Raw genomic sequence first — 15,049 nt, forward strand, 5'->3', positions numbered from 1 at the left:
GGACGCGCTCATTTCCCCTCCTCCCCGATGGAAGCGGGCGCGTCAACGGAAGCGCTCCGGGTCCGCCTCTCCCCCTGGACCCGGAGCGCGACCGTCTCCTCCTAGCGGGCCGCGAACAGCCGTTCACCAGCGGAAACCCGGGGTTCCGCGCCGATGATGCCCGCGCACTCCTCACAACCGAACACGTGGCTTCCGTCCGGCAGTTCGCCGAGGAGCCGACGGGGCCGGGGCCACTTGGTGTGGCAGGCGACGCAGGCATCCCCCATGCACTGCGCCCAGCTCAGCAGGTTCGGGTCGTAGACGTAGGCATCGATTGCGGGCCGCGTATCTGGTTCGCACATCATGCTCGTTCCGCGCAATGTCCTTGCTCCCCCCGTGGTTTAGGACAGTCTGGCGGGCCGATAGTTACCGGCTCTTTATTGAATCAGAAGCTTTGAACGCCTGGAAGGTTCCTGACCGATTTCCATCACATCATGCAGGTGAAGCATAACCGTAGGTGACGAACCCTGGGAAGACCCTGCTCGATAGGAAGATTTTCATCCGTTTTGCCTGAGTATCTACCAAGCAGTGGCGGTCCGGCGCCTCAGCTCTCCACCCGCGCAGAGACCGAAAAACGGCGCAGCGATAGAGCCGGATTAATGTTCCGCACCTCTTCCACCCGAGCGGCCGAAACCCTGGCCGAGGTGACGGCGAAGGTCTGCTCCCCCAGCGCCGCGAGCGGTGTCCCCATGGGGTCGACCACCATGCTGTTGCCCGCGCCCGTGGGCGCCGCCTGCCCGGAGGCCGCCACGTACACGGTGTTCTCGATGGCACGCGCCCGCACCAGCGTCCGCCAGTGCTCCTCCTTCAGCGGCCCGGGCACCCACTGCGCGGCCAGCAGCAGCACGTGCGCACCGGCGTCCGCGACACGGCGCGTCACCTCCGGGAAGCGCAGGTCATAGCAGGTCTGCAGGCCGAACACCACGCCGTCCGCGGTGAAGGTCTCCGGCTCCTCGATCGGACCGGGGCGCAGCACGTCCGACTCCCTGGCCCCGAACGCGTCGTACAGGTGGATCTTGCGGTAGTGCGCGACCCGCTTCCCCTCCGGCGACAGCGCCACGAGCGTGTTGGTGAAGTGGGTGGCGTCGGCTCCGTCCTCGGCCTCGTTGACCCCCAGCACCAGGTGCACGCCCTCCCTGCGGGCGGCGTCGGCCGCCGCGGCGACGAAGGGCCCGTCCAGGGGCTCGGCCGCCGCCACGTAGCGGTGGTCGGTGCGCGAGGCGGTGAACATCGTGTACTCGGGCAGCAGGACCACGTCGGCGCCCTCGGACGCCGCACGGGCGGTCAGCTCCGCCACCGAGCGCTGGTTCTCGGCCTTGTCCTGACCGGGGGCGAACTGGGCGACCGCGACCTGCACCATCAGACCTCTCCTCGTCGGCGTGGGGCGTTCCGGCGTACGCCGTGCCCCGAGTGTACGACCAGCTCCCGGGGCCGCGCCCGCACCCGGGGGACCGGACGCGGGAGGCTTCTCCGGGGCCCGGCGCACGGCGAGCCCCACTCCTCTTGCCAGGGGGCTGAACGGGCGTTTAACCTATTGAACATGAGTTCAGCCAAGCGCTCCGACAGCGCGTCGGACCTGACGGCGCGCGCCCGCATCCGGGACGCGGCCATCGAGTGCTTCGGCCAGCACGGGTTCGGCGTGACCGTGCGAGCGGTCGCCGAACAGGCCGGGGTCTCCCCCGGCCTGGTGATCCACCACTTCGGGTCCAAGGACAAGCTCAGGCAGGCCTGTGACGACCACGTGATCGCCCTCGTCAACGAGATCAAGACGGAGTCGATCACCAGCCACGACAGCAGGACCTTCCTCCACCAGCTCGCGGCGGTGGAGGAGTACACCCCCTACATCGCCTACGTCTTCCGGGCGGTCCAGGCCGGGGGGCCGATCGCGGTCTCGCTCTACGAGCGCATGATCGCCGACGTCGAGGGCTACCTCGCCGCGGGCGAGGCCGAGGGCACGGTCCGCCCGAGCCGGGACCCCGCCAAGCGGGCCCGCTGGATGGCGGCCAACTCCTTCGGGGCGGTGCTCGTGCTCATCACCATGCAGCAGCCCGGACAGCAGATCGACTTCGTCCGGATCATCCGCGAGTGGTCGGAGGAGTACATACTCCCAGCCCTTGAGGTCTACACCGAGGGTCTCCTGACCGAGCGCACGATGCTCGACGCCTATCTCCTCTACGTCAGCGACCCTCCCGCGGAGTCCGGTTGACCACGGTGAACCCACGACCACGATCCCCACCACGTACAGAGGAACCCCGCCCATGCCATCAACCGCCATCGAAGTCCGCGGCGTCGACAAGTACTTCGGCCGCTTCCAGGCCCTGGACAAGCTGGACCTGACCGTCCACACGGGCGAGGTCGCGGGTTTCCTCGGGCCCAACGGCTCCGGTAAGTCCACCACCATCCGCGTGCTGCTCGGCCTGCTCAGGGCCGACGCCGGATCGGTCGGCCTGCTCGGCGGCGACCCCTGGAGGGACGCCGTCACCCTGCACCGACGCCTGGCCTACGTCCCCGGCGACGTCACCCTGTGGCCCAACCTGACCGGAGGGCAGGCGATCGACCTGCTCGGGCGGCTGCGCGGCGGGCTCGACCCCGCGCGCAAGAAGGACCTGCTGGCCCGCTTCGAGCTGGACCCGACCAAGAAGGCGCGCACCTACTCCAAGGGCAACCGGCAGAAGGTCGCCCTGGTCGCCGCCCTGTCCTCCGAGGCCGAACTGCTCATCCTGGACGAGCCCACCTCCGGCCTGGACCCGCTCATGGAGTCCGTGTTCACCGAGTGTGTCCTGGAGGCCAAGGCCCAGGGGCGCACCGTGCTGCTCTCCAGCCACATCCTGTCCGAGGTGGAGAAGCTGTGTGACACCGTCACCATCATCCGCAAGGGCCGCTCGGTCGAGTCCGGGACCCTGGACGACCTGCGCCACCTGACCCGCTCCACCGTGCGCGCCACCATCGACGGCGACGCCGGGGCCCTGGAGGGCGTGGAGGGGGTGCACAACCTGCGGACCGACGGTGACACGGTCACCTTCGACGTCGACAACATCCACATGGACGCCGCCATGCGCACGCTCACCGGCCTCGGGATCCGCTCCCTGGTGAGCAACCCGCCCTCCCTGGAGGAGCTGTTCATGCGCCACTACGGCGACGAGCTGGCCGCACTCAACGGCCACGGGAACGGGAGCACGGCGGCATGAGCGCGTTCACCGGCACCGGCACCCTCGTCCGGTTCGTCCTGCGCCGCGACCGCATCCGGCTGACGGTCTGGGTCCTCGCCCTGGTCGGCACCGTCGTCGCGACCATCCCGGCGCTCAACGACATGTTCTCCACCGACGCCCAGCGCCAGGCCCGGGCCGCGCTCATGGACACCCCGACCGGGATCGTCTTCGGCGGTCCCGGGTACGGGCTGGACGACTACCAGCTCGGCCCGATGATCGTCAACGAGCTGACCATGAGCATGCTCATCGCCCTGGCGGTCATGAGCATCCTGCACGTGGTCCGGCACACCCGCGCCGAGGAGGAGAGCGGACGCGCCGAACTGCTGCGCGCCAACGTGCTCGGGGCGAGCGCCCAGATGACCGCCGCGCTGGTCACCGTCTCGCTCGTCAACCTGCTCATCGGCGGCCTGACCACCCTGGTCCTGGTCGGCAACGGCCTGGATGCCGCCGACTCGGTGGCCTACGGTCTGGGCCTGGCCCTGGCGGGCGTCTCCTTCGGCGCCATCGCCGCCGTGTGCGCCCAGATCGTGGAGCACGGGCGCAGCGCCGCCGGACTGGCCTTCCTGTCCATCGGAGCGCTGTTCATGTTCCGGGTCGTCGGCGACATGGCCGAGGACGGCGGCAACGCCCTGTCCTGGCTGTCGCCGTTCGCCTGGGGCCAGCAGACCCGTGTGTTCGACGACCTGCGCTGGTGGCCGCTGACGCTGTACGCGGCCCTCATCGTGGTGCTCTTCGCCCTGACCTACGCCCTGGCGAGGCGGCGCGACCTCGGCGCGGGCCTGGTCGCCTCCCGGCCCGGTCCGGCCGGTGCGGGCAGGCTGCTCGGCAACACGTTCGCGCTGCACCTGCACCAGCAGCGCGGGGCCGTCCTCGCCTGGACGGCCGCCACCTTCCTCTTCGCCCTCTCGTTCGGCTCGCTGGCCACCGAGGTGGAGGGGATGCTGGAGGAGAACCCCGACCTGATGGCCATGGTGAGCGACGCCGCCGAGGACGCCACGGAGGGCTTCCTCGGTGTCATGGGCGGCTACGTACTGATGGCCGCCTCGGCCTACGCCGCCGTCTCGGTGCTGCGGACGCGGACCGAGGAGACCTCCGGACGCGCCGAGCTCACCCTGTCCACGGCCGTCGGCAGGGTCCGCTGGTTCGGCAACGCGCTGCTGGTCAGCGTGCTGTCCTCGGCCCTGATCGTGGTGATGGGCGGCCTCGGCATGGGCCTGAGCGCGTCCGCCGCCCTGGGGGACTCCTCCTGGACGTGGACGATGATCGGGGCCGCGCTGGCCCAGCTGCCGGTGGCGCTGCTGTTCGCCGCGCTGACCGCGCTGCTGGTGGGGGCGGCGCCGCGCCTGATCCCGCTCGTGTGGGCGTGGCTGGGCTACAGCCTCCTGGCGTCCATGTTCGGCGACCTGCTCGGTCTGGACGAGTGGCTGCTGAACCTGAGCGCGTTCGAGCTGCTGCCCAAGCTGCCGAGCGAGGAGTTCGACGCCGTTCCGGTGGCCATCGCGCTGGGGGCGGTGCTCGCGGTCAGCGCGGTCGCCCTGGCGGGCTTCCGCCGCCGCGACCTGGCCACCGTCTGACAGGACAGGTCCCTGGCGCGGGCGCGCCGTCGGAGTCCGGGGGACCGACGGCGCGCCCGCCTCCCGTGGGCACGGGTGCACGTCCCGGTCGGGTCCCGGTGCCGTCCCACCTGTCGGCGGCCTCGCGGCAGGGCGGAAGGCGGCGGTTCGCAACGTGGGCCTGTTGCGTCACGGGCCGAATCGCCCGGGAGAATCCGGTGAGCGGCAGGAGGGCGCGGGTACCCCACATGGCGGACCGCTTTCGGGAGGGGGCCGCGCCATGACCGTGACGGACGGGGGACGTCCCCGGCGGCGCCTCCGCCGCGCCGCCGTCGTGACCGTCACCGCCGTCGCCGTGCTCGTACTGCTGGGAGGACTCGTGTGGGGCCTGCAGCGCTCACTCATCTACCTTCCGACGGGCGGCGAGCCGCCCTCCGCCGGAGAGGTGATCGAGGGCGCTGAGGACGTGCGCCTGCACACGGACGACGGGCTGGAACTCGGCGCGTGGTACGTCCCCGCCCGGGACGGGGACCGCGGGACGGCGGTCCTGGTCGCCAACGGCAACGCCGGGAACCGCGAGATGCGGGCGCCGCTGGCCCGCGCGTTGTCCGAGCGGGGCTTCTCCGTGCTGCTGTTCGACTACCGGGGCTACGGCGGCAACCCCGGCACCCCCTCCGAGGAGGGGCTGGCGTCGGACGCGCGTGCGGCGGCCGACGCCCTGGCCGAGCGCGGCCACGGCCCGGACGGCACCCTCTACTTCGGCGAGAGCCTCGGCGCCGCCGTCGTGGTCGGCCTGGCCGACGAGCGCCCGCCCGCCGGGCTGTTCCTGCGCTCGCCGTTCAGCTCACTGGCCGACATGGCCCGGACGCACTACCCCTTCGTGTCGAGTTCGCTGCTGCGCGACACCTACCCGGTGGTCGAGACCGTCGGGGACGTCGACGTGCCCACCTCCGTCGCGATGGGTGAAGCCGACACGATCGTGCCCGCCGAACAGAGCCGGGAGGTGGCCGGGGCCAGCCCGAACCTGGTCGAGGAGGTCGTCCTGGAGGGCGTCGGGCACAACGACGCGGAGCTGGTGCACGGGCCGAGGGTGGTGGCCGCGTTCACCCGCCTGGCCGGCCACGTCCGGTGAACCCGTGCCGCCCGGCCGGTCCACCGGCCGGAGACCGCCGTCACCCCGGGAGGAAGGACAGGCCCCAGGCGGGGCCGAACACCACGATGAGGAAGCGCGCCGTGCGGGTGACGAAGGTGACCGCGAGGAACAGCACGGCGTTCATCCGCGTCACTCCGGCCAGGACGGACACCATCAGGAACGGCGGGACACTCGCGAAGGAGCTCAGCGCCACCAGGCCCGCGCCCCACACCGGGTGTTCCTCGGCCCTGCGCCGCCAGTCCTCGGCGCGCGCGGCCCACTTGCCCGGGGTCCGCGCCCGGCGCCGGAGCCACGGGAGGGAGAGCGATCCTCGGCCGACGTAGTAGTAGGGCAGCTTGCCGAGGGCCTGCCCCGCTCCCGCCGCGACCGCCATCGGGGCCAGGGCGCCGTCGTCCACCGCGACGACGGCGCCCACCAGGTAGACCTCGATGCTGAAGACCGGGACGACCCCGAAGACGAGGGCGGCCACGAAGGCCAGCGCGGTCTCGATCACACCGCGCCCCCGGACTCCGCCGGCCGGCCGGTCAGTTCTCGGCCGCCGCGAGCTGCCCGCACGCCCCGTCGATCTCCTGGCCACGGGTGTCGCGGACGGTGACGGACACCCCGTGCGCCTGCAGCCTGCGGACGAACTCGCGCTCGTCCTCGGGGCGCGAGGCCGTCCACTTGGAGCCCGGGGTGGGGTTGAGCGGGATGAGGTTGACGTGCACCAGGTGCCCCTTGAGGAGCTCGCCGAGCAGATCCGCCCGCCACGCCTGGTCGTTGATGTCCTTGATCAGCGCGTACTCGATGGAGACCCGGCGACCGGTGGTACCGGCGTAGCGCCAGGCCGAGTCCAGGACCTCCTCGACCTTCCAGCGGTTGTTGACCGGCACCAGCTCGTCGCGCAGCTCGTCGTCGGGGGCGTGCAGGGAGATCGCAAGGCGGACCTGCATGTCCTCGTCGATGAGCTTGTTGATCGCGGGCACCAGGCCGACCGTGGACACGGTCACGCCGCGCTGGGAGATGCCGAGCCCGTTCGGGACGGGGTCGGTGATACGGCGCACCGTCTGCAGCACGCGCTTGTAGTTGGCCATGGGCTCGCCCATGCCCATGAACACGATGTTGCTGATCCGGCCCGGGCCCCCGGTGACCTCGCCGCGCGCCAGGTCCCGGGCGCTGGCGACCACCTGCTCGACGATCTCGCCGGTGGACAGGTTGCGGGTCAGGCCCGCCTGGCCGGTGGCGCAGAACGGGCAGTTCATGCCGCATCCGGCCTGTGAGGAGATGCACAGGGTGACGCGGTCGGGGTAGCGCATGAGCACCGACTCGAACATCACCCCGTCGAAGGCCTTCCACAGGGTCTTGCGGGTCATCCCGTTGTCACAGGTGATGTGGCGTACCGGGGTGAGCAGGGTGGGCAGCAGCGCCTCGCCCAGCCGCTCCCGGGAGGAGGCGGGCAGGTCGGTCATCGCCGTGGTGTCCGACTCCAGGGCGCCGAAGTAGTGCTGGGCGAGCTGTTTGGCGCGGAAGGGCTTCTCCCCCAGCTCGTTGACGACCTCGGCCCGCTCCTCGGGACTGAGGTCGGCCAGGTGCCGGGGAGGCTTGGCGCGACGGGGTGCGACGAAGTTGAGCTCGGCGGGCATAGACAGTCCGTAGGAAGTGGAGTCGGTGGTCTCGGCCCGGCGCGGGACGGCGGCGACCCGGGTCGTTATACGACCTATACGCCGCCGCGCTGCAGCTCCGCCTGTCAGGGCACTACCGTCGATTCTACGCACTGTGTGGACGGGCCGGACGGGTCCGCCGGATCACGACAACCGGGATCGGCGTGTGGGAGGGCCGGTGACAGGGATCGACGTCCTACTCGACGAGATCAGCCCGTACCAGAGCCGCAGGGTCGTCGTCGAGTGCGACTCCCACACCACGGCCGCCTACCTGCTGGACGCGCGCGGCCGCATCCGCGTCCCGGTGTGGCTGGCCAACCACGAGATCGCGCCCCGCGCCAGCGAGTCCGGCGGACTGTACGAGGGCCGGGCTCCGCTCATGCCCGAGGCCCACACCAAGCACCCCCAGGGCCTCCCCCGCCTCGACCCCGACCGCCTGCGCGCCGTGTGGTTCGAGGAGGGTGACGGGGTCGCCCTCGTGGACGGAGAGGGGCTGCTCGCCGTCATCCCCGGCTGGGCCGAGGCCGACAGCGGCCTGCCCGGGTACGCGCGCGAGGCGATCGGCCGCAGCGCCTACGCCTGGGAGCTGGACCCGGTACGCGACCAGCTGTGGCCGCGCGTGGTCCACGCCGAGGCCTACTGGGACTGGCGGCGTGCCTCGGGTGCCTGGCGCAGCGTGCAGCGCACCGTGCTCAGCCACCTGAACCGGCACGTGGGCGAGCCCGGCCACTACTGGGACGTGTCCGACGGCCACCCGCCGCTGCTGCGCGTCTCGGAGCGCCCGCCCACCGCGGAGCGCCCGTTCACGGTGCTGTCCACGGTCGGCATGTGCGGTCAGCGGATGCCCACCCTGGACCGCTACATGGCCGACACCTCCCGGTACGCCCGGGTGGAGCTGGCCCTGGCCACGACCATGCCCGCGCACCACGCCGCCCGCGTCTTCCGGTGGATCGGCGCCTTCCCCTGGCGGGCGGTGACCTGGTTCGGTACCGGGCACACCGTCAAGTGGCTGGACAACCCCGAGGACCGGGCCATGCGCGGCGGCGCGGGCGCGGTCCTGCTGCTGGAGGACCCCTCCCCCCTGGTCGCCCATCCCGACCACCGGCCCCCGGACACCTCCGGGCTCTCCTTCCAGGGCGATCCCGTGCGGTGGCTGTGGATCGTGCCGGTCACCCGTCCCGAGCACCTGTTCGCCAAGGAGCACGACAGCACCACCCTGGTGGAGAAGCTGGCCGCCGAGGGGCGCAGCTGGGTCCTGGGGCAGGCCCTGTCCCCCGCTGACCCGAAGGCCTTCTGAGGCACGCTCCCCGTCCGCGTTCGGCGGACACGCACCGGGCCGCTCCCCTCCGGCGGTTCCGCTCCGTTGGCGGGAAAACCGGTTGACGGCCCGCCGCGCGGTCGGAATCGTGCTCCGGGGTCGGGCGGGCGGGCGGTTGGGCGGGCGAGCGGGGCGGGGGCCATGGTGCGTACCGGATCAGGTCCGGGTGCGGGGTTCGCCGCTCCGCTGAGGCATCCGGCCTTCCGCGGGCTGGCCCTGGGCCGGACCCTGATGGCCTTCGGCAACGGCATGGCGTCGGTGGCGCTGGCCTTCGCCGTACTGGACGTGACGGGCTCCCTGACCCACGTGGGGCTGGTGGTGGGCGCGCGCTCGGTCGCCAACGTGTCCCTGCTGCTGCTCGGCGGCGTCGTCGCGGACCGGCTGCCGCGGACACTGGTGCTCCAGGGAGGATGCGCCCTGGCCGCGCTCTCCCAGGGGGTCCTGGGCGGGACACTGCTGGCGGGAGCCGCGTCGCTTCCGCTGATGGTCGCGCTGAGCCTGGTCAACGGCGCCGCCGCGGCCGTGAACCTGCCCGCCTCGGCGGCGCTGACCCCGCAGACCGTGCCCCGGAACCTGCTGCGCCAGGCCAACGCCGTGGCGGGCGTGGGCGTCCAGGGCGGCACGTTCCTCGGCATGTCGGCGGGCGGTGTGGTGGTGGGCCTGCTGGGCGCGGGTTGGGCGATCACCGTGGACGGGGTGCTGTTCGCCTGCGCCGGCGCGGCCCTGCTGTCCGTGCGGGTCCCCCCGACCGCCCGGGCCGGGGAGGCCGGGTCCGCCGACGTGCTGCGCGACCTCCGGGACGGGTGGGGCGAGTTCGTCTCCCGCCCGTGGGTGTGGATCATCGTGCTGCAGTTCACGGTGGTCAACGCGGGCTGGTCGGCGGTCACGGCCGTGCTGGGCCCGGCGATCGCCGACGAGACCTTCGGCCGGACCGCCTGGGGCCTGCTCATGGCCGCCAACAGCGTCGGCCTGCTGGTCGGCGGGGTGCTGGCGGCCCGCTGGCAGCCTCGGCGGGCACTGGTCTTCGGCACGGCCCTGGTGGCGACGCACGCACTGCCGTTCCTCGCTCTGACGGGGCCCTCGCCGCTACCGGTCCTGTTCGCCGCGATGTTCGTCGCGGGCGTGGCCGTGGAGCAGTTCACCGTGGCCTGGGAGGTCTCGGTCCAGGAGAACGTCCCCCAGGAGAAGCTGTCTCGGGTCTACTCCTACGACGCGCTGGGGTCGTTCGTCGCGATGCCCGTCGGGCAGATCGCGATCGGCCCGTTCGCCGAGTCGTTCGGGCCGGGCCCGGCCCTGGTACTGGTGTCGGCGCTGACCCTGCTGGCCACGCTGACGGCGGTCTCCTCGCGCGGTGTGCGGACCCTGCGCCGCCGCTGAGCGGCACCCCGGGGACCATGTCGGCGAGTGCCCGCCCGGCCCCTGGGGGCGTGGCCCGGGCTCCGAGGGTCCCCGCCTCGGGGCACCCGGACACGGGGCGAAGCGGAGCCCCGGAACAGGCACGGCTACCTCGCGGCGCCCCGGCTGCCCCGGGCCTGGCTCAGGAGTCGGTGGAAGCGCGCCGTGTCCTCGTCGCTGAAGCGCTCCACGAAGCGCATCAGGGTGACGCCGGGGTCCGGGCCGGTGTTGAGCACCTCGTCCATCATCCTGGCGGTGTACTCGGCGTGTGACTCGCACGGCCAGTACGTCCAGGCGCGGCCGGTCTTCTCCCGGTCCAGCAGTCCCTTGTGGAAGAGGATGTCGGCGACCGTCATGACGGTCGTGTAGGCGACCTCCCGGTCGTAGACCATGGTCTCGCGGACCCGGCGCACCGGAAGCGGCTCGTCGGACCGCCACAGCGCGTCCATGATCGCCGCCTCCAGTTCCCCCAGCCCCCTCATGGGTCTCCCTCGCACGCGTTCGCCCTCGGTTGTGCTCATCCCGGAGATCGTAGGCACGGCGCGGTCCCCGGCGTGGGAGAACGCCGAAGAGCGCACAGATCCGTACATCCTCGGCACCGGTCACCGGCGTTTCACCAGCGAACGGCCACCGGACGCAAGAGAAACAGGCAGTGGGCCGGACCGGACCGGGAGGCGCGGGCCCGTCCCGGCGGGTTCCCGTCGGCGCGTCGTGTTACACGCCACACTCTTCCTGGCCGGACACGGCCAGCGTCTTCACATCATAGAATCACCACAGAAAGGCACAAATCCGGCACATTTACTACCCTGGGCTTGGATCCCTGCACGTAGAGGCAACGCAGATGTGAAAGATTGTTACCTATCTCCTAGTTTCGTCAACGCACGCGTTCCCCGTGGGCAGGTTGCTACAAGTAGCCTGGTAACCGACGAGTGCTGGCCAGGGCAGATGCTTCCCGCATGCGCGGGACAGCTCCCACGTTCCTTTGAGCCGCCTTGCCAGCAGCCACCCGTCTTCCTACACATTCACAAGCGAGCTGCGGAAGTGGGCGATCTCCGCCGTGTCGTCTGAGGCGTCTCAACCCCTGACAGATTTCGGTCCCAACGAGTGGTTGGTCGAGGAGCTTTATCAGAAGTACTTGAACGACCCGAACTCCGTTGACAAGGCCTGGTGGAACTTCTTCGCGGACTACAAGCCCGCGGAGACTGCTGGTGCGAAGGGTGGGGGCGGCGCGAAGGCGCAGGCCGAGAAGGCCCCCACGGCCTCCTCACCCGAGAAGAAGCCGAGTGCCCCCAGCGCCCCTGCCTCCAAGCAGAGCGGCAAGAAGGACGACAGCAAGAAGAAGGACGACAAGGAGAGCAAGGACGAGGCCCTCCAGGTCAAGCAGGAGCGCCTGCGCGGGGCGTCCGCGCGGACCGCGACCAACATGGAGTCGAGCCTGGGGCTGCCCACCGCGACGAGTGTGCGCGCGGTACCGGTCAAACTGCTCTTCGACAACCGCATCGTCATCAACAACCACCTCCGACGCGGCCGTGGCGGGAAGGTCTCCTTCACCCACCTCATCGGCTACGCGATGGTCAGGGCCCTCAAGGCCCTGCCGGAGATGAACCACTCCTACGCGGAGGTCGACGGCAAGCCCGGCGTCGCCAAGCCCGAACACGTGAACTTCGGACTGGCGATCGACCTGCAGAAGCCCGACGGCTCGCGCCAGCTCGTCGTCCCCTCCATCAAGAAGTCCGACGAGATGGACTTCAAGGAGTTCTGGGGCGGCTACGAGGACCTGGTCCGCAAGGCCCGCAACAACAAGCTGGGCGTGCCGGACTTCCAGGGCACCACCATCAGCCTCACCAACCCCGGCGGCATCGGCACCGTGCACTCGGTCCCGCGCCTGATGCCGGGCCAGGGCACCATCCTGGGCGTGGGCGCGATGGAGTACCCGGCCGAGTTCCAGGGCGCCTCCTCCGACACCCTGGCCGAGCTGGGCATCAGCAAGGTCATGACGCTGACCTCCACCTACGACCACCGCATCATCCAGGGTGCGCAGTCCGGTGAGTTCCTGCGCCGGATCCACCAGCTGCTGCTGGGCGAGGACGGTTTCTACGACGAGGTCTTCAACTCGCTGCGCATCCCCTACGAGCCGGTGCGCTGGGTGCAGGACATCCACGTCAACAAGGCCACCCAGCTCGACAAGGCCACCCGGGTCCAGGAGCTGGTCCACGCCTACCGCGTGCGCGGCCACCTGATGGCCGACACCAACCCGCTCGACCACGAGCAGCGCAAGCACCCCGACCTGGACGTGCTCGAACACGGCCTGACCCTGTGGGACCTGGACCGCGAGTTCCCGACCGGGGGCTTCGGCGGCAAGCAGGTCATGAAGCTCCGCGACGTCCTGGGCGTACTCCGCAACACCTACTGCCGCACGGTGGGTATCGAGTACATGCACATCCAGAGCCCGGAGGAGCGGGAGTGGATCCAGACGCACGTCGAGCGCGAGCACGAGAAGCTCGACCGCGACGAGCAGCTGCACATCCTGCACCGGCTCAACAGCGCCGAGGCCTTCGAGACCTTCCTGCAGACCAAGTACGTGGGTCAGAAGCGCTTCTCCCTGGAGGGCGGCGAGTCGCTGATTCCGCTGCTGGACGGCGTGATCTCCAGGGCGGCCAGGGCCGAGCTGGACGAGGCCGTCATCGGCATGGCCCACCGCGGCCGCCTGAACGTGCTGGCCAACATCTGCGGCAAGTCCTACGGGCAGATCTTCGGTGAGTTCGAGGGCAACCTCGACCCGCGCAGCGCGCACGGCTCAGGCGACGTCAAGTACCACCTGGGCACCGAGGGCACCTTCGAGACCCACGACGGCAACAGGATCAACATCTCGCTGTCGGCCAACCCCTCCCACCTGGAGACGGTCGACCCGGTCGCCGAGGGCATCGTTCGCGCCAAGCAGGACGTGCTCAACAAGGGCCCGCAGGGCTTCACGGTGCTGCCGATCCTGATCCACGGCGACGCCGCGTTCGCCGGACAGGGCGTGGTCGCCGAGACGCTGAACCTGTCGCAGCTGCGCGGCTACCGGACCGGCGGCACGGTGCACGTCATCGTGAACAACCAGGTGGGCTTCACCACCTCGCCGGACGACAGCCGCTCCAGCGTCTACGCCACGGACGTGGCCCGGATGGTGCAGGCGCCGATCTTCCACGTCAACGGGGACGACCCCGAGGCCGTGGTCCGGGTCGCGCACCTGGCCTTCGCCTACCGGCAGACGTTCAACAAGGACGTCGTGATCGACCTGGTCTGCTACCGCCGCCGCGGTCACAACGAGGGCGACAACCCGGCGTTCACCCAGCCTCTGATGTACGACGTCATCGACGCCAAGCGCTCCACCCGCAAGCTGTTCACCGAGGCCCTCATCGGCCGCGGCGACATCACGGTGGAGGACGCGGAGTCGGCGCTGCGCGACTACCAGTCCGAGCTGGAACGGGCCTTCACCGAGACCCGCGAGGTCGAGAAGAAGCCGGTCGAGCCGGGTGCGGTGGTCAAGCCCGAGGTGTTCACCGAGAGCCGCCTGGACCACACCGCGGTCGAGACCGCGATCAGCACCGAGGCGGTCAAGCGGATCGTGGACACCCAGGTGTCGCTGCCCGAGGGCTTCACCCCGCACCCGCGGCTGGCTCCCCAGCTGGCCCGGCGCGCGTCGATGGTCGAGTCCGACGCCATCGACTGGGCGACCGGTGAGCTGCTGGCCTTCGGCGGTCTGCTGATGGACGGCCACCCGGTCCGCCTGATCGGCCAGGACACCCGCCGCGGTACCTTCGGCCAGCGCCACGCCACGCTGATGGACCGCGAGACCGGTGAGACCCACACGCCGCTCAAGACGTTCGACGACGGCATCACCCGGTTCCACGTGCACGACTCGCTGCTGAGCGAGTACGCGGCGCTGGGCTTCGAGTACGGCTACTCGCTCACCCGCCCCGACGCGCTGGTGATGTGGGAGGCCCAGTTCGGCGACTTCGTCAACGGCGCCCAGACCATCATCGACGAGTACATGAGCGCGGGCGAGCAGAAGTGGGGCCAGCGCTCCAGCGTGACCCTGCTGCTGCCGCACGGCTACGAGGGCCAGGGGCCGGACCACTCCTCCGCGCGCATCGAGCGCTTCCTGCAGCTGTGCGCGCAGGAGAACATGACGGTGGCCTACCCGAGCAACCCGGCGAGCTACTTCCACCTGCTGCGCTGGCAGGCCAAGTCGCCGTTCCAGCGTCCGCTGGTGGTGTTCACGCCCAAGTCGCTGCTGCGTCTGAAGACCGCGACCTCGGCCACCGAGGACTTCACCTCGGGCCACTTCCAGCCGCTGATCACGGACGGCTCGATCGCGCCGGACAAGGTGCGCCGCGTGGTGCTGTGCACGGGCAAGGTCTACTACGAGCTGGACGCCGCGCGCCGCAAGAGCGGTGACAAGCACACCGCGATCATCCGGACGGAGCGGCTCTACCCGCTGCCGATCGAGGAGATCCGCGAGCAGCTCAGGGCCTACCCGAACGCGGGCGAGGTCCTGTGGGTGCAGGAGGAGCCGGCGAACATGGGCCCGTGGCCCTTCGTCGCGCTGGTCTTCTCCGAACAGCTCGACCGACCGTTCACCCGGATCTCGCGTCCGGCCTCCTCCGCGCCCGCGGCCGGTTCGGCCAAGCGCCACGAGGCCGAACAGCGTGCCCTGGTGGACACGGTGTTCCCGCCCGCCGACTAGCAGGCGGGGG

At 70.8% G+C, this 15,049-nt stretch carries 12 protein-coding genes; 7 read left to right on the forward strand and 5 right to left on the reverse strand.

The window, feature by feature from the left end:
• Nucleotides 1-101: 101 nt before the first annotated feature.
• Nucleotides 102-344 (reverse strand): hypothetical protein, encoded by a 243-nt coding sequence (locus FYX01_RS07630; RefSeq protein ID WP_223830347.1) that lies wholly within the window; start codon nucleotides 342-344, stop codon nucleotides 102-104.
• 239 nt (nucleotides 345-583) lie between these two features.
• On the reverse strand, nucleotides 584-1,399 hold the full coding sequence (locus FYX01_RS07635; protein ID WP_150238996.1) for a carbon-nitrogen hydrolase family protein: 816 nt from the start codon (nucleotides 1,397-1,399) through the stop codon (nucleotides 584-586).
• A gap of 180 nt (nucleotides 1,400-1,579) precedes the next feature.
• Here FYX01_RS07635 and FYX01_RS07640 point away from each other — a divergent pair, with 180 nt between their 5' ends.
• From FYX01_RS07640 to FYX01_RS07655, 4 genes are all read left to right on the forward strand, one after another.
• Nucleotides 1,580-2,245, forward strand: a complete 666-nt coding sequence (locus tag FYX01_RS07640; RefSeq protein WP_150238998.1) for a TetR/AcrR family transcriptional regulator — start codon at nucleotides 1,580-1,582, stop codon at nucleotides 2,243-2,245.
• A 52-nt stretch (nucleotides 2,246-2,297) separates the two neighbouring features.
• A complete protein-coding gene (locus FYX01_RS07645) occupies nucleotides 2,298-3,227 on the forward strand; it encodes an ABC transporter ATP-binding protein (protein ID WP_150239000.1) in 930 nt (309 codons plus the stop codon).
• Nucleotides 3,224-4,822: an ABC transporter permease gene (locus FYX01_RS07650; RefSeq protein ID WP_150239001.1), complete on the forward strand. Its 1,599-nt coding sequence runs from the start codon at nucleotides 3,224-3,226 to the stop codon at nucleotides 4,820-4,822. Before FYX01_RS07645 ends, FYX01_RS07650 begins: the two co-directional genes overlap by 4 nt.
• Nucleotides 4,823-5,081: 259 nt before the next feature.
• Nucleotides 5,082-5,933 carry an alpha/beta hydrolase gene (locus tag FYX01_RS07655; RefSeq protein ID WP_150239003.1) on the forward strand — a complete coding sequence of 284 codons (852 nt, stop codon included), beginning with the start codon at nucleotides 5,082-5,084 and terminating at the stop codon, nucleotides 5,931-5,933.
• A 40-nt stretch (nucleotides 5,934-5,973) separates the two neighbouring features.
• On the opposite strand, the gene FYX01_RS07660 is transcribed toward FYX01_RS07655, so the two are convergent.
• A complete protein-coding gene (locus tag FYX01_RS07660; RefSeq protein ID WP_150239005.1) occupies nucleotides 5,974-6,447 on the reverse strand; it encodes a YqaA family protein in 474 nt (157 codons plus the stop codon).
• Between the two features lie 31 nt (nucleotides 6,448-6,478).
• Nucleotides 6,479-7,576 carry a dual-specificity RNA methyltransferase RlmN gene (rlmN, locus tag FYX01_RS07665; protein ID WP_150239007.1) on the reverse strand — a complete coding sequence of 366 codons (1,098 nt, stop codon included), beginning with the start codon at nucleotides 7,574-7,576 and terminating at the stop codon, nucleotides 6,479-6,481.
• A 196-nt stretch (nucleotides 7,577-7,772) separates the two neighbouring features.
• Between rlmN and FYX01_RS07670 the strand changes: the two genes are divergently transcribed.
• A complete protein-coding gene (locus FYX01_RS07670) occupies nucleotides 7,773-8,891 on the forward strand; it encodes a suppressor of fused domain protein (protein WP_150239010.1) in 1,119 nt (372 codons plus the stop codon).
• A 162-nt stretch (nucleotides 8,892-9,053) separates the two neighbouring features.
• On the forward strand, nucleotides 9,054-10,289 hold the full coding sequence (locus FYX01_RS07675) for an MFS transporter (RefSeq protein ID WP_150239012.1): 1,236 nt from the start codon (nucleotides 9,054-9,056) through the stop codon (nucleotides 10,287-10,289).
• A 125-nt stretch (nucleotides 10,290-10,414) separates the two neighbouring features.
• On the opposite strand, the gene FYX01_RS07680 is transcribed toward FYX01_RS07675, so the two are convergent.
• Nucleotides 10,415-10,789, reverse strand: a complete 375-nt coding sequence (locus FYX01_RS07680; protein WP_150239408.1) for a BlaI/MecI/CopY family transcriptional regulator — start codon at nucleotides 10,787-10,789, stop codon at nucleotides 10,415-10,417.
• Between the two features lie 575 nt (nucleotides 10,790-11,364).
• On the opposite strand from FYX01_RS07680, the gene FYX01_RS07685 reads away from it, so the two are divergent.
• A complete protein-coding gene (locus FYX01_RS07685; protein ID WP_150239014.1) occupies nucleotides 11,365-15,039 on the forward strand; it encodes a multifunctional oxoglutarate decarboxylase/oxoglutarate dehydrogenase thiamine pyrophosphate-binding subunit/dihydrolipoyllysine-residue succinyltransferase subunit in 3,675 nt (1,224 codons plus the stop codon).
• Nucleotides 15,040-15,049: the final 10 nt, after the last annotated feature.

The organism is Nocardiopsis quinghaiensis (assembly GCF_008638365.1).
GTDB lineage: Bacteria > Actinomycetota > Actinomycetes > Streptosporangiales > Streptosporangiaceae > Nocardiopsis > Nocardiopsis quinghaiensis.